At 34.3% G+C, this 14,636-nt stretch carries 18 protein-coding genes; 6 read left to right on the top strand and 12 right to left on the bottom strand.

Going from position 1 to position 14,636, the window contains the following annotated elements; all coding sequences use genetic code 11:
• Positions 1-28: 28 nt before the first annotated feature.
• Positions 29-598 (bottom strand): class I SAM-dependent methyltransferase, encoded by a 570-nt coding sequence (locus tag QF028_RS08055; protein WP_429464778.1) that lies wholly within the window; start codon positions 596-598, stop codon positions 29-31.
• A gap of 231 nt (positions 599-829) precedes the next feature.
• On the opposite strand from QF028_RS08055, the gene QF028_RS08050 reads away from it, so the two are divergent.
• The 4 genes from QF028_RS08050 (at position 830) to QF028_RS08035 (ending at position 3,470) form a co-directional block, all read left to right on the top strand.
• On the top strand, positions 830-1,021 hold the full coding sequence (locus QF028_RS08050) for a hypothetical protein (protein WP_429464777.1): 192 nt from the start codon (positions 830-832) through the stop codon (positions 1,019-1,021).
• 127 nt (positions 1,022-1,148) lie between these two features.
• Entirely contained in the window at positions 1,149-1,430 is a 282-nt protein-coding gene (locus tag QF028_RS08045) for a hypothetical protein (RefSeq protein ID WP_088088321.1), read from the top strand.
• A gap of 182 nt (positions 1,431-1,612) precedes the next feature.
• Positions 1,613-2,293 carry a zinc metallopeptidase gene (locus tag QF028_RS08040; RefSeq protein WP_215004110.1) on the top strand — a complete coding sequence of 227 codons (681 nt, stop codon included), beginning with the start codon at positions 1,613-1,615 and terminating at the stop codon, positions 2,291-2,293.
• A 397-nt stretch (positions 2,294-2,690) separates the two neighbouring features.
• Positions 2,691-3,470: a Cof-type HAD-IIB family hydrolase gene (locus QF028_RS08035; RefSeq protein ID WP_215004112.1), complete on the top strand. Its 780-nt coding sequence runs from the start codon at positions 2,691-2,693 to the stop codon at positions 3,468-3,470.
• Positions 3,471-3,642: 172 nt separating this feature from the next.
• Here the strand turns inward: QF028_RS08035 and QF028_RS08030 are convergent, their stop codons facing one another.
• The 5 genes from QF028_RS08030 to QF028_RS08010 all read right to left on the bottom strand — a co-directional run bounded on the left by QF028_RS08030 (position 3,643) and on the right by QF028_RS08010 (position 8,557).
• The gene (locus QF028_RS08030) at positions 3,643-4,458 is read right to left on the bottom strand and encodes a putative protein N(5)-glutamine methyltransferase (RefSeq protein WP_429464776.1); all 816 of its coding nucleotides are present in this window, start codon (positions 4,456-4,458) and stop codon (positions 3,643-3,645) included.
• A gap of 29 nt (positions 4,459-4,487) precedes the next feature.
• Entirely contained in the window at positions 4,488-4,598 is a 111-nt protein-coding gene (locus tag QF028_RS08025) for a DinB family protein (RefSeq protein WP_429472224.1), read from the bottom strand.
• Between the two features lie 250 nt (positions 4,599-4,848).
• Complete coding sequence (locus QF028_RS08020) at positions 4,849-5,835, bottom strand: aldo/keto reductase (protein ID WP_429464775.1); 987 nt, start codon at positions 5,833-5,835, stop codon at positions 4,849-4,851.
• 342 nt (positions 5,836-6,177) lie between these two features.
• The gene (locus QF028_RS08015; RefSeq protein ID WP_429464773.1) at positions 6,178-6,375 is read right to left on the bottom strand and encodes a hypothetical protein; all 198 of its coding nucleotides are present in this window, start codon (positions 6,373-6,375) and stop codon (positions 6,178-6,180) included.
• Between the two features lie 517 nt (positions 6,376-6,892).
• Complete coding sequence (locus QF028_RS08010) at positions 6,893-8,557, bottom strand: DUF262 domain-containing protein (RefSeq protein ID WP_429464772.1); 1,665 nt, start codon at positions 8,555-8,557, stop codon at positions 6,893-6,895.
• Positions 8,558-8,734: 177 nt separating this feature from the next.
• Here QF028_RS08010 and QF028_RS08005 point away from each other — a divergent pair, with 177 nt between their 5' ends.
• Together QF028_RS08005 and QF028_RS08000 are read left to right on the top strand one after the other, a co-directional pair.
• Positions 8,735-9,037, top strand: a complete 303-nt coding sequence (locus QF028_RS08005) for a helix-turn-helix domain-containing protein (protein ID WP_429464771.1) — start codon at positions 8,735-8,737, stop codon at positions 9,035-9,037.
• 79 nt (positions 9,038-9,116) lie between these two features.
• Positions 9,117-9,431, top strand: coding sequence for a type II toxin-antitoxin system PemK/MazF family toxin (locus QF028_RS08000; protein ID WP_429464770.1), 315 nt, complete (start codon positions 9,117-9,119; stop codon positions 9,429-9,431).
• A gap of 92 nt (positions 9,432-9,523) precedes the next feature.
• Here QF028_RS08000 and QF028_RS07995 read toward each other — a convergent pair whose 3' ends face one another.
• The 6 genes from QF028_RS07995 to QF028_RS07970 form a co-directional block, all read right to left on the bottom strand.
• Positions 9,524-10,126 (bottom strand): hypothetical protein, encoded by a 603-nt coding sequence (locus QF028_RS07995; RefSeq protein ID WP_429464769.1) that lies wholly within the window; start codon positions 10,124-10,126, stop codon positions 9,524-9,526.
• A 592-nt stretch (positions 10,127-10,718) separates the two neighbouring features.
• The gene (locus QF028_RS07990; protein ID WP_429464768.1) at positions 10,719-11,420 is read right to left on the bottom strand and encodes a DNA-methyltransferase; all 702 of its coding nucleotides are present in this window, start codon (positions 11,418-11,420) and stop codon (positions 10,719-10,721) included.
• Between the two features lie 240 nt (positions 11,421-11,660).
• Positions 11,661-11,882: a hypothetical protein gene (locus QF028_RS07985; protein WP_429464767.1), complete on the bottom strand. Its 222-nt coding sequence runs from the start codon at positions 11,880-11,882 to the stop codon at positions 11,661-11,663.
• Positions 11,883-12,357: 475 nt separating this feature from the next.
• Positions 12,358-12,630 carry a hypothetical protein gene (locus tag QF028_RS07980; protein WP_429464766.1) on the bottom strand — a complete coding sequence of 91 codons (273 nt, stop codon included), beginning with the start codon at positions 12,628-12,630 and terminating at the stop codon, positions 12,358-12,360.
• Between the two features lie 180 nt (positions 12,631-12,810).
• Positions 12,811-13,275, bottom strand: a complete 465-nt coding sequence (locus tag QF028_RS07975; protein WP_429464765.1) for a GNAT family N-acetyltransferase — start codon at positions 13,273-13,275, stop codon at positions 12,811-12,813.
• Between the two features lie 349 nt (positions 13,276-13,624).
• Entirely contained in the window at positions 13,625-14,407 is a 783-nt protein-coding gene (locus QF028_RS07970; RefSeq protein WP_429464764.1) for a hypothetical protein, read from the bottom strand.
• Positions 14,408-14,636: the final 229 nt, after the last annotated feature.

Here is a 14,636-nt window from a genome sequence, read left to right as displayed (position 1 = left end):
CTGACACTTAAAGAATGCTCTTATGGTTTCAGACACTTTTTTGTTTCTGACAAAAAATCGTCTGTCTTCCCTCATGTTCATTTTCCTCATAAAAAAGAACTTTCCAATCACTAAACTCAGCCAATAATTCTCCAGGTAGCAGTTTATATTGGTCGGATACTCCCTGACTCTCTTTTTTTGGAGACTTATAAAAGGTTTCCATAAAGAAATATCCATTGTCTTTAACGATTGATTTAACCAGCGGAAATAGTGATCGATCAAGATAATACGTGATGACAATCAAACTAAAAGAACTATTATTCAAATTAAGGTGGGTCATATCCGTCAGATCGCACAAACGAGGAAAAATAGCGAGCTTTTGCTTTCCTGCTATTTCCTCGAGATAGTTGACAGCTACATCTGATATATCAATCGCTTGTACTTGAAAATTTAATCGTGCCAGAAACAGACTGTTTCCACCAAGCCCACATGCAAGATCGAGCGCAGACCCGCCGGTTAAATAAGGTGACAGGATTGCTAATCTCTCATTCGGCATTGGTGCTTCCATTTGATTTATACGTTCTTTATATTTGCTATTCCATTTATTTTTCGGATTCATTTGGAACTCCTTAACTGTGACTGTTAATAATTCGAGTTAGCAGTGATCAATAAGTCAAAAGTGGATGGTCAAATTTTTTGTTAATTGGATGGTTATTTTTTATATCATAAACCTTAATATAAGAATCATACATTGAAACTTTAATGAAAAGTCCATAATTTTGGCAAAAAATTATTTATTATTAAATAATTCAGTTTCTTTTGATTATTAATCTTAGTGAGGATGAAACATATGAAGTTTGGTATGGCTCTTATTATTATCATTTTAGTAGCTGCCCTGATTGGTACACTTGTGCTAACAGGAAAACCTGATGAGGACTATAAAGGTTCAACAAAACAAAACACAGTACGGTTGACGGCTATTTATGTGATTGTCATCTTAGGTGCAATCGGAGGATTGGCTTGGTATATTGCGATGAACTAAACATTTATGAGTATCCCCATAGCTGAAGCTAGGGTTTTTATGCTGCTTTTTGATAACTTTTCCTTTAATAATGATTAATAAATCTATGGCATTTGCACATATTAACCAAAAAAAGGTGTGATTGCCGATGGATTTTCCCACTATTAAAACGAATTTTTGGGATGCAATATTTGCAATTCCAATCATTATACTGTTAACTCAACTAATTAAGGTTTTTTTCAAAATACCGAAATGGTTTGTACCCACGATTGCACTTATTTTTGGCCTGGGAATCTCAATTTTTATTAGTCACAAGCACAACACCCTTGGCGGAATATTTATGGGTTGGTTTTATGGATATGCAGCGATTGGAACATATGCTTCATTAAAAACAAATATTATTGCTTTCAGAAATAAACAAAGGAAATAGTATAAATCGCTTATCTCACCATTAAAAAAGCACTTTAGGCTTCTCCCACTTCAATTATTATCTTTCTCCATATCTCATGACATCTTTAGGCCTTAATGAAACAAGCACATTAATACTAAAAAAGTGCACTATAAAGTATAATAATGTATGTAAATTAGACATCTAAAGAAGGAGCATCTTTCATGGGTTTTATTGTTTATTTTGTTCTAATTATGATCATTCCACTATTAGTGCAAATGTACTTGAGAAATACCTATTCTAAATTTTTAAAAGTAGGAGCTTCCTCGGGTTTAACTGGAGCCCAAGCGGCTAGAAGAATCTTGGATCAAAATGGTTTGTATGATGTGTCAGTCGAACAAGTGTCTGGTCATTTATCAGATCACTATGATCCAAAAAGTAGAAGTGTTAGACTTTCCTCCACTAATTACAATGGTACTTCGATTGCATCGATTTCAGTTGCGATTCACGAGGTGGGTCACTGTTTACAGCAAAGGGACCGATATGTACCTCTACGCGTGAGACATGCATTAGTGCCTGTGGCTAATATCGGCTCTAATTTTTCATTTATCTTAATTTTAATAGGGTTACTTCTTTCTTCAGCCAACCTTTTATTACTAGGAATCATCGCAATGGCTGCGGCCGTGCTATTTCAGGTTATTACATTACCGGTGGAATTCAATGCAAGTTCAAGAGCACTGAATGTAATGATTGGTTCTGGTTTGATTAGAAATGAAGAAGAGTATCGGGCGAGGAAAGTACTAAATGCTGCGGCATTAACATATGTGGCTGCGACTGTAGTAGCTGTAGCTGAATTACTTCGTTTTGTTCTAATGTTTACAGGTATGCGGAATGATGAGGACTAATAAGATAATTGATGTTGTGGATAGTCCTAGTAAATTTTAATCAAGCTTATAGTATCGCTTGTCCTATCTCTTGCATACTATATACTAAGACGAAAGGAAGCACCTTTCGTCACCTTAGATTGACTATTTTTAGTCAGTCTTTTTTTAGGTCTGCCACCCCAAAACAATAAATGATTTTTTTCTAAGCCTAAAAAGAGTTAGTTTACATAATATTATTACAGTAATCATAAATTGAATATTTTTAGCCAACACAATTTTCATATATACCCATCTGAAAATATTACCTATTGCATTTTAAAATGTATAAGTGTTGCTTTTATAGGTTTTTCATTCAATATGTTATACTGTGCAGTATACCTGCGTAACAAAGCAAGATTGCATTGTAGGAGTGTGTTATATGAATTACAAGGTTGTCATCTTAGATATTGACGGAACGATCGTCCCGCATGGAAAAACGCTAAGTCCTGCCACAAAGGATGCGATTCAGCGGTTACGAGAGAAAAAAATAAACGTGGTTATAGCAACGGGGAGAGCTCCCTATTTTTCAGAGTCCATCCTTTCGGAAACTGGGGTAGACTCGATGGTCTTTTTTAATGGATCGTATGCCTATCATGAAGGAAAAGAAATATACAAGAATGCGATTGAAAAACATGTTTTAGAGAGAGTACATCTTTTGTCCAATGATTATCAACATCCACTGACTTTTTTGGGAGTTACGAGCTTTAAAGCTACCGATCTAAGCCATCCATTCGTCGTGGAAGCGTACCAACATGATCCGTGGAAGCCCGAACTTGCCCCACCTCAATTTTGGACAGAACAGGATATTTATCAAATGTTCCTTCATTGTGACGTGGAGGAAGAGGCTTCTTATCAAACAAAGATTCCGGAATTAGATTTCAGAAGATGGAGTTCAGGAGCAAGAACCTGTGACGTGAATTTGTCCAATTCCAATAAAGCAGTTGGTTTGACTAAATTGTTGGAAAGATTCGGCATTGCACCTGATGAAGCTGTTGCCTTTGGCGATGGTTTAAATGATATGGAAATGCTGTCATTGGTCGGAATGGGAGTAGCCATGGGAAATGCTCGTGATGAATTGAAACAAGTAGCCGATATGGTCACACTCTCCGCCGAAGAAGACGGAGTTCGCTACGGATTAAAGCGCCTCGGTTTAATTTAATCGTCGTGTTTTTAAAAAATGGCTCAGTTCACTGTTCTGAGCCATTCCTTATTTTAATCTTTTAAAGCTTAATGAACTAAAGCTCTTGCACTCTTATGTTGAAGAAGGATTTTTCATTGTGTATCGTACCAAGTAATGATCATATTAGGTTAAGTCTAGTTGTCTATTTACTTTAGAGGCTAGGTTTAGTACCGATGATCACCGTGGCGTCCAATTCATCATTTCTGGCTACTTTAGGGATAAGCCCCATACTAGAAAAAATTTCAAAGGCTTGGTATGCCTGCTGTTCGCTCGTTTCTAACAAAAGGTGCCCTCCTGGAGCTAACCAGAGAGGTGCCTCTTTCGCTACAATACGCTGTAGGTCAAGTCCGTCCTTTCCTCCGTCAAGGGCCAGTTTTGGTTCATACAGGCGAGCCTCCCGGGGAAGCAGCTTGATCGCCTCGGTAGGTACGTAAGGAGCATTAGCAACTACGATGTTCACACGGCCTTGAAGGGAGTGGGGTAGGGCTGTAAACAAGTCCCCTTGAAAAACGTGGCCACCAAAAGCTGTTATGTTGCCGCCAGCACAGCTTACTGCAGCGGGGTCGAGGTCAACAGAGTACAAGGCTACCCGTCCTAAAGTTGCTGCAAGAGCTGCACCTACAGCTCCTGACCCGCAGCACATATCAACAACGATATCCCCTAAACAAGTTAGGGTTTCTGCCTGACGGACAAGAAACTCTGTTCGTTTGCGAGGCACGAAGACCTCAGAGTCTATCTTTATCCTCAGACCACAGAACTCTGTGTATCCAATGACGTGTTCAAGAGGTATCCCCTCGGTTCGCATTTCGACCATTTTCATAAGGTCATCCAATGTCGGTGCTTCAGATATAAGTAGCAGTGCCTCTTCTTCTGCAAAAACACTACCAGAAGTCCGAAGCTTATGGATGATAATTTCTTCAGTTTGGTCATCCATATAAAATTTAATTTGCTTTACTATTGATACCACCCAATTTTTCCTTATAAGTTGGCTTTTATTTATTCCTTTAAATTCGCAAGAATCTTGAAAATCTGTCCTCTATGATGTGATTCGTGTTCAATGAGATGGTAGATAATCCACTCAGGTGTTACATCGTATTGATTAAGAATCCTCGGTTTACATTTTTCTCCTCTCTTTTAATTCATATATTCTCTGTGAAAGTTAATGTTCCTTCTTAAACTAACGGAACAAGGCTTAAGTTTCACAATCTATTAATAAAAAATAACCATCAAATTAACTTACAATTTGATGGTCATTTTACATTACATTTTTAATGTTTTGCGAGAGTTAACTGAACCTGTTATGGATTTACACCTTTCTTTTCACCTATGCTGCTTCCAAATATCTACCTTTTTCTTATTACAAATTAACGCCTTTCATGCCAGCTTCATGGTAACGTTCTCCGGCTGCAACACCCCGAGGAGCAACTTCGTTTATACGTGCTAAGTCAGTTTCTGTTAATGATACATCAAGTGCACCAACATTTTCCTCTAAGTATTGGACTCTCTTCGTGCCTGGGATTGGAACAATGTCATTTCCTTGAGCTAGCAGCCAGGCAAGGGCAAGCTGGGAAGGCTGGCTGGCTTTTTCCCGTGCTATTTCGTTAATTTTATTGACCAGTTCCAAATTTTTCTGGAAGTTTTCTCCTTGGAATCGAGGAGAAAAGCGGCGATAATCATCGGCTGCTAAGTCTTCAAATTTCTGAATCTGCCCTGTTAGAAATCCTCTTCCTAATGGACTGTAAGGGACAAAACCGATTCCCTGTTCCCGGCAAGTGGGCAGAATATCATCTTCGACGTCACGGCTCCAAAGGGAATACTCGGTCTGAACAGCGGTAATCGGATGAATAGCAAATGCACGTCTAATAGTTTGGGCGGCTGCTTCTGACATACCTAGAAAGCGCACTTTCCCTTCCCTAACTAAATCCGCCATGGCACCGATTGTTTCTTCAATTGGTGTGTTTGGGTCGACTCGATGTTGGTAGAATAGATCGATATGATCCACACCTAAGCGGCGAAGGCTAGCTTCACAGGCTTCTTTGACATATTCAGGGCGGCCATTTATTCCCAGAAAAGCTCCATCTTCAGATCTTACATTTCCAAATTTAGTGGCAACAACCACTTGATTCCGACGACCTTTAATTGCCCGTCCGAGTAATTCTTCATTTTTACCTACGCCATACATATCAGCTGTGTCGAGAAGCGTAATCCCCATTTCAATGGCACAATGGATTGTTTTAATAGACTCGTCGTCATCTCTCCCACTGTAAAAATCCGACATCCCCATACAGCCTAGTCCAAGCGCCGATACTTCCAGCCCAGTTTTACCTAATATTCTTTTTTGCATTCCAACACACCTTCCTTCATGTCGTTCCGTATTAAGAACATTATAATACGCCAATTACATTGAGTAAATGAGTTAAAGATACTAGTGAATATAGAAAAGTGGCTCTATTTTACCTATACCCGATAAACTAACTGACTTCGGTAAGATAAACTGGCTCTTTCTTACTCTATCCCGATAAATTATCTAACTTCGGTAAGATAAAGCACCTCTTTCTTACCCTAACCCAATAAATTATCTGACATCAGTAGTATAGAGCGATTCTAAAAGCTTATGCAAAGATAGGAACCTTTAATCCCAGAGAAAAAAGACTAACTGCCAATAGTTAGTCCCTGACCGAAGAAATTAATAGATTCCTTTTAACGATTCCATCACTTGATCTATCTCATCTTTCGTTGTATATCGGCCTAAGCTAAAGCGGATCGCACCCATGCCCACCTCTTTAGGAACATCCATCTCTTTTAATACCGGAGATAATTCAATGCTGCCGGCATGACAGGCTGATCCAGTTGAAGCCGCTAAATATGGGATGGCTGACAACAAGTCTTGACCAATTTTTCTTACAAAACTTACATTTAAAGTATCCGGGGTCTTGAACGTACTATTTTTTCTGTTTTGTGTGATGATAATATTTTCTCTTTTATAAAAATTGTAGGTTTTTTATAAATAAGGATTTGGAGGAACTACCTCAGTTATTATGTAAGAAATATAAAATATATAGATATAATTTCTCATTAAGATCTTATTTTTGGTCGGCCTTTAAAAGGGCAGTATAGAATGCTCCTTTGAACCAGAAGTTTTTTTGCCATTTGTATATTTATGACCCAATCCTTTAACTAGTTGAACTGTGAAACGGAGCTCTTAGAAAGAGAATCATAATTCCCTCCCTAATATGGTACAATTTCAACTTATCTTAATTTAAACTATTAAGTAAAATTTTAAAGAGCATGTCTCTTTATAGTCATAGAAAAATCCCCTTACTTAAAGGGGATAATATTAGGACTGCCTACCTTTTTATTATCAAAACTCACTTCTTTAGCGAGTAAAGACAAATTCTATCTTAAATTAGGTTTTTGAAATTCCATATTTGTTTTGCAATTCCCGAAAGATATTTACTCCTGTTTTCAATTTCTTCAAAGGTCCACTTTTTATTCTTACATATCTCTTTGGTCAATAAAATATTGGACTGAGCATATCTCTGTTTTTTTTCCGCAAATGGGTTATTAGAAGCACCGATATTCAATTCACTTCCTAAAAGAGTAAGGTTTCCAATACGATTCACAAATAGTTGATGCTCAGAAACTCTTGATCCTAACTCTTTTTCCCAAATACTAAAACTTCCTTTTGATTTCTTTCTCAACTCGCGTGGCATTATATGTTCTATATGAACATCGGTTCTATTACTAATCATTTTCTCTTTTGTATTATTGGTCAAAGCATTTTCAATCATTTCGAATATATACTTTGTCTGTGGTGACCTGGTGAAGTCCCTACTTTGGAAACTTAAATAGAACTCAGTATCACTTGGGGTTCTCTTTTTTAAGTAATCAATTATATAAGTAACCGGATCTTCTTTATCAAATGATTCCAAGGCCAAGTGATTGTAAATCCGGTCGATATCCCTTGTGGAAATATTACAAATGCTTCTTCTTAAAGTGAACACTTCAATTGCTTTTAGAATCTTTATTAGTTGGACACTTTTAAGATCCATTGTTAAACATTTAATAAGCAAAGGATAGCAAGTTGTAGCTTCTATTCGAACTAAGGTATTTAACCTTTCATCAACTTCTTTTACCCCCAATATTCCATTATACAACTTTACATATAATTCCGATTTAAGCCATATATCCTCAACAAGATTTAAAATATTCTCAGTATTATCTATGAGTTTTTGAAATCTCGAATACAACTTTGGAATTGGGACTATACCGTATTCAATTGAAAATAAATAGTGCCTAAAAAATCGGACTTTATCATGACGGACAGATTCTATTTCTTCTACATTCTCAATAATTCTGTCCCATATCTCTATGCATTCTTCTAACATTGATTCATTAGAAGCGATTTTACTTAGAAGATAGTTTTTGATTAAATCAACTGAAGAAAGAGATAATCCTCTATTATTTAGTGTTTCAAAAAGTCTAAATGCATCGTAGTAGGTATCCGTTACCATTAAAACAAGATCAAATGACTCCAATAATCTCGTATACACATTCTGCCACTGTATACCTTTTTCCTGAAGTTTTTCTTTAAAAAAGTAATATCCCTGGATTATTTTTTCTGTTTTAGCCTCTTCCTTTGTTACCCTTTTCTCCACTAATCTTTTGAAAACTTTATTGTCTTTTCTACCCAGAATTAGTTTAGCGTCTTGTTCATCTATTGTAGAACTCTTTAAAAAATTGTTATTTATATATCCAGCTCGATCCTTATCAATTTCCTCTGCAAGATCTCTAATGGCCGTTAGTACAATTAAAGCAGTAGTAATTCGTTGCTGACCATCAACTACTTCAAAGTAACTAAATCCTTTTTTGCGTTCCGACCCAATTGTAATAACAGACCCTAGAAAATGTGTTTCTTCCCCTTCAAGCTTAATTAAATCCTCCCATAAATCATTCCATTGATCCTTTCCCCAATTATAGGTCCTTTGATAAAGGGGTATCCGGTAAACTTCATTAACACTTCCGAGCATTTTACCAATGCTTAGTCTCTTTGTATCAATAGACATAATTTTTCACCTCAATAGGATAAAACAGCTAATAACATTCACCATTATATTCGAATACGAATATTTTTAAACATATTTTAACTAAAAATATTCGAATACGAATAATACGCCATTTTTAAAAGTTTTTTTGCTATGATTATTCAAAATATACTAAATAAAATTGAGGGGTTTTGGTAAATGGTAAATATTGGGGAAAAATTAAATTCGTTTAGGATTTTAAAAGGAATTTCTAGTAGCGAACTAGAAAAGATCTGTGGTGTTAGTCAAGCAACTATTAGTAAAATAGAAAATAATATCCAGTCTCCATCTATTGAAACCTTAAATAAAATTTGTGATGCATTAGAGATACCAGTTAGCCTTTTATTTAAAGATTTTGCACCAGATATGATCAACTTAATTGAAACAGCTAAACAGTTATCACCTAATCAACGCCAAAAGATTACTGAGATGATAGGTTCTTTTTTAGAAAAAAGTAATTAAGATTACAACATATTGAAGAAATAAACTAGAAACTTGATAACTAAAGGAAAGTTAATTTGCAACCTAGAGGTGTACATAATTGAAGAAACAAGGTTATTTATATTGGGGAAATGTTTCGGATAATACTATTATAACAGGTAAAAGGCCATTTTTAGTTTTATCAGTAGATCAAATGAATCACTCTAGTGTTATTGTAGCTCCGCTATTTTCGGTAAATGGTTTATTGGCTACTCATATTCCAATTAGTAATGAGACCTATCCAATCAAAAATGGTGTTATTAAATTGGAGCGAATATCGACAATTAAGTCCGATTATTTATCAGAAGAAATCTGTAAGTTAAGAGAAGAAGAGATCATTAAAGTGAAAGAAGTGTTAAATTCAATATTATTATAAAAAGTACTAATACAAAGGGCCACTATCATTTTTAGTGGTCCTTTTACAATTGCTAAACATATTCAAGTAAATAAATCTACAGTTTATTAAAACTAGAAAGGCAAGTCGTCTTCATACGGGCTGAATATACTTTGAAGTGTTACTGAATTACTCGGTTCTTCCATATTATAATCTTCCTCTTCATCGTTATCTTCCTGCTCTATGAAATCACGTATTTCCCAGGGTAAACTTTTTATTTTTAAAGGATTGTCGTATGGAAGGGATTTAATGTATTCAACAACCTCCTTAAAGCTATTCATCTTATTCAAATCTGCCAGTTGCTTTATATCTAAAGGTAACACCGTAAAATATATCTCTGTGATAGGCATTCCCATCTTCCCATTATGTCTTTTTACAAATTTATCAAAATCTAACTCTTCAACGTCGATTTTACCATCATTTTTATTGCGAAAATAACTAATAGCGTTGTATTCTTCCCACTCAACAATAGTAACCTCTAAAACACTGCTACCATACCTAATTAGATCCAATGCAACCTTATATGGGTTCCGGATTGTATTGTCCCGATTATCGTTTCTTAGGTAGATCATAATAACATCAGATTTCTTATCCATTACCCAAACTAATTCTTTTTCAACTTTATAATCGCTAGAATCATTGTTATTAATTTTATTAATTAAATGTGAACTTTTCATTTTTTAGTCTCCTCTAAATGTTACATTATTTTATCTGAAAGGCGTAATATACCTTCAGTAAAAAATTATAATTCAAACTAAAACAAATGTGGAAAAAAATCATCTGTTCCATAACCGAGATAAATAGAATTAAAAATGTCTATAGTTGAACGAATTCTCATATTTTTTTAATTATTTAAGAACTATTGGTTTTCAAAGATTAAAAAGAATATAATTTTCCCACATGCTTCTACCTGACCAAAAGGAGAAGTTATATACGAAAGAATTTTGTCACGAATTATAACGGAGGAATTAGAGTGAGATATAAATATCAATTTTTTACCGACACTGGATGTATAGAACATATATCCAAATATGAACTAAATATTTTTCATCATTTTCAAATAGGATTTATATGGTTCGAGGAAGATAAGCTAACAACACACTATATTAATATGAACCAAGTAAGAAATGTTTTAATAACTAAATTGGAAGGAATAGAAAAGTAGATTTACCACGAAGGTTGCTCTTAACCTTCGTTTTTATTAGGAGAAGGTAATGGAGTTTTTCTATTTTATATCATATTATCACTCAGTTTGTTGTAAAGAGTTGCCTATTTATTAGAAGCTTTTTTTAAGACAATGGATGCTTTATCAAAATATGCATTATCTAATTCGAAACCAATAAAGTCCCGGTTTAGGTTTATAGCAGCCTGTCCAGTTGATCCTGAGCCCATAAAACAATCTAATACTATTTCACCTTCGTTCGAATGAGTTGCAATGATTTGTTCGAGAACAGTAACTGGCTTTTGACAAGGGTGTGATCTTATTTTGCCACTCACTATCGGTGCTTCGTAAGAAGCTCTATCATAATAGGAATTAAATGTTCTTTTTGTTCCTTTTGTATAGGATATAAAATACTCTCTTGAATTTGATAAATAATTTATTTTTGCATTAATTGGGACCGGATTAGTTTTTTCCCAAAAGCCAATTCTCGGCTGCTTCAAATTGATTTTCTCAGCAATAACAGATATATTACTCATTTTGAAAATATCATAAAAAATAACCATTGTTCCACCCGGAACCAGGACCCTTTTAAATTCATTTAATAAGGAAAGCCAATCTAAACTATTCTCCTGTAAATCCCAATCTCCAAATTCCATTGTAATTGAACCGTATTTTTTCTGGTCGCCGCCACCATTTTGAAAATTTGTCTTCCTAGATATGAAGTATGGTGGATCCGTACATATCAGATGAATTGAATTATTAGCAATCTTTTTAATCTCAGTAAAAACGTCACCATTAATAAGTCTCAATAAAAATACCCCCAATTTTGAATGTGTATTTCAATTGCAAAATTGGTGGTATAACCCTTTTGTTAAAATTTCCTATTTTCGTGTTTTTTTGACCAACGGTACAGTAAGTACCGGCATACCAATGGTTCTTTGATTGAGTAAGATAAATATAAAAAAAGGCACGAAGATATTAGACATATCTAGTGCCTTACTTTATTTTTTATTAAACTAACGCACCCGTTACTTGAATAAGACTTTTGTTTAGTCCTTATCTTCCTTTTCCCTTTTTAGCCTTACTAGTACATCTGGTTCAGGAATCTTATTGAACATCTTTATTAGTTCATCTACACACATATCACTTGTAAAGCCACCATTGCCATTCTTCACGATGTCTAAATAACTAACAGTCGTCATTAAAACTGTTTTAGCAGATGACTCATCCATAGCGATGATTTTTTCTCTTATTTTCATTAAATCTATCATAATTTTATCTCCCTATTTTGACTGATTGTATATTAAAATTCGCTTTTAAGAAAAAAATTTCTTTCTTCAAGTAACCTGCCCTTTAGTACAATAAGAAAAAGGCTGCCGAAACAGCCTTGCTTTCTTGAACATAAGCACCCGTTAGTTTTGCAAAATTTAATTGCGACTGAGCCTTTTAAGGGACTTCCTCTTTCTTTTTGAAAACTTAACAAAACAATCTATTATCAAAGACACAATCTGGATTATCAAACACCAGAAAAAAAGTATGCGAAAGTATTTTATTTCTATAATCCATAATAAAAATACAATGAGGACAATACCTAAAAAATTAATGTACCAAGGAATTTTCATTTTATAGTTTCTCCTTTAAATAGAAATTACAATTTAAAAAAATTTAATTTAAACTAACCTACCCGTCTTGAATAAGAAAAAAGGCTTTCCTCCTTATTGAAGAATCACCCGTTAGCTTAAAAAACTATGATTTTAATTGTTTATCCAGTAAAAGTAATAGTTTTCTTTGAGCTTCCTCACTACGAATAAATTTTTTTACACGAGTGGTATTTTGTAAATAAGCTCTAACGTGTCTATTTGTAATAAATAATCTGTGATATTTCTCGTCATCGTATATCTTTTTAAACCAACCTTGTTGTTTTAAAAGTTCAATATTATTGTCAATTTTTTTTGTATCCAAACTACCTGTGCTTACACCGATCATACTTGATAAGAAATCGGATAAAAAATCAAACATTAATAAATCCCATCCTATTTTATATATTTATTATTTATTATAGCTTAGTTTTTCTTCAACTAAGCTGTCCCGCTAGCTTAAAAGAAAAAAGATGCTGCCGCTGCAACACCTTGTTTAACTCAAGCACCCGTTAGCTTAAGTATAATTCTTCACAATCTTTAATAACTAAGGATGTAATCTTTAAATATTTCCTGCCATTCTAACAACTTTCCCATCCATCTCAGTTTTTATCTGCTTCATTCCATTTTTCTTATAGAATGCAATGGCTTGTTTATTCGTTGGAGAAACACGAAGATGGTATTCGCTAACATTATTGTTTTCAAAGAAGTTAATTGCATAGGCGTGTAAAAGGGAACCTAAACCCTCTCCTCGTTTTTCGGGGATAAGATAATAAAGATTGACATAACCAATTACTTTCCCTTCATATTCCTTTACAGTTAGTTCGAGTTGACCGATTGGAATATCGTTTTCTACAACTAATACAAAACCATTAGGGTTTTGAGAGGACTGTTGTTGCAACCAAATGAGATATTGGTTTTCATCCCCAAAATCTTTATCTGTTCCAAAACTAACAATGAAAGAATCTCTACGAAAAGGAATAACATAATCCTTGTGTTTGCTAATATCAATTGGCACAAACTCCATTATTCTCCCACCTCTTTGACTCCGAAATATTATTTCCCCATATGTGTGCTTTAGGTCTCATATTCTGCAACACTCATAATAAATCCTTCTTCAAGTAACCTGCCCCGTTAGTTAAAGAACAACCCTTCACAATCTTATCTACAAATGAACTTTATATTAAAAATACGAATGCATTTTAACAAATAAGTTCTCCTGATTTAAACCAATTACCTAAGATAAGAAATACTAAAAGGTTCTGATATATATATATACAATATCAGAACCCTGTTTTATCGGTTTTTCATTATTTGTTTTTAAAATATCCATTGACAGCCCACTGGTGAATTCAAATGTTTCAAACGAGAAGCATTTAATCCTCATTTTCCCCGAAAATAAAAATTGCTCTTACACTGTCATCAAACGTATTAACCACCAAAACAATTTTTTTCGCGAAAGAATAAAAAGAACGGATTGCGATGGAATCTTTTAAATTCTCATCTAATTTCCATCCATAGGGTGTTATTACAAAAGGTTTATTGTTTTGAAAATTATTATTCTTCATAAATTGATGAATACGCTCGGTCTCTTTAAAAAACAATGGAGTAACATCTTCCTTTTTGATTAAAAAATATTGAATACAACCGCCTATGGAGTCCTCCGATTGATTATTCCTATATAAATCTGTTACAACAGGATAAAATCTTTGAGAAATCAATCCCTTTGCCAGCTCTTTTGACTCGTCTTTCAGCTCTGACAAATGAATTTCCTTGAATTTTTCCTCAATATAAAGTTCTTTAACAACCTTATAGTGCGGTACCATTTCCTTCATTATTATTTCTAAAACCCACGGGGTTACATCTTGAAAAACAAGAGCAAAATGGTGATCCTCGAAAATAGCATCAGGTGCAGCGTAAAGGAAACATATTTCACTCATTTCATTTAGGCGATTTTCTGAATTTATAGTTTTATATGTAAGTCTGTTGATATGAAGCTCACCATCATCGTCACAGTCTTCAAAAAGACTGTCAAATTGTTCCTCATTAAGTTCTTCTATCCATTCAAAAGGGTATTCCTTTGGTTCGGTAACAAAGTCCGGTTCAATTGGAGCGTATAATGCCCAGCCATTTTGTCGTCTCCTTTTATACTTACGCAAAATATAAAAACCTCCCCCCCCTGTTAATACAATCAATAATGTTTTCAGTATATTCCTCATAAGATACCTCAATATTTTTATTATTTTCAATACTAGCAAAGTTCCCCAAATGTTTAATTTTTAATCGAAAGTAGGCACATTATTTTATAGCTTTAACAACTTTACATATGTAATTTCCTTCCTTCACAAACCTGTCCGATAGTTCAACAAAAGGATTGCCTCAGCAACC

It is taken from the genome of Neobacillus sp. B4I6 (assembly GCF_050434045.1).
Lineage (GTDB): Bacteria > Bacillota > Bacilli > Bacillales > Cytobacillaceae > Neobacillus.
The sequence above is the reverse complement of the archived record's forward strand: the minus strand, read 5'-3'. Positions and strand labels throughout refer to the sequence as shown.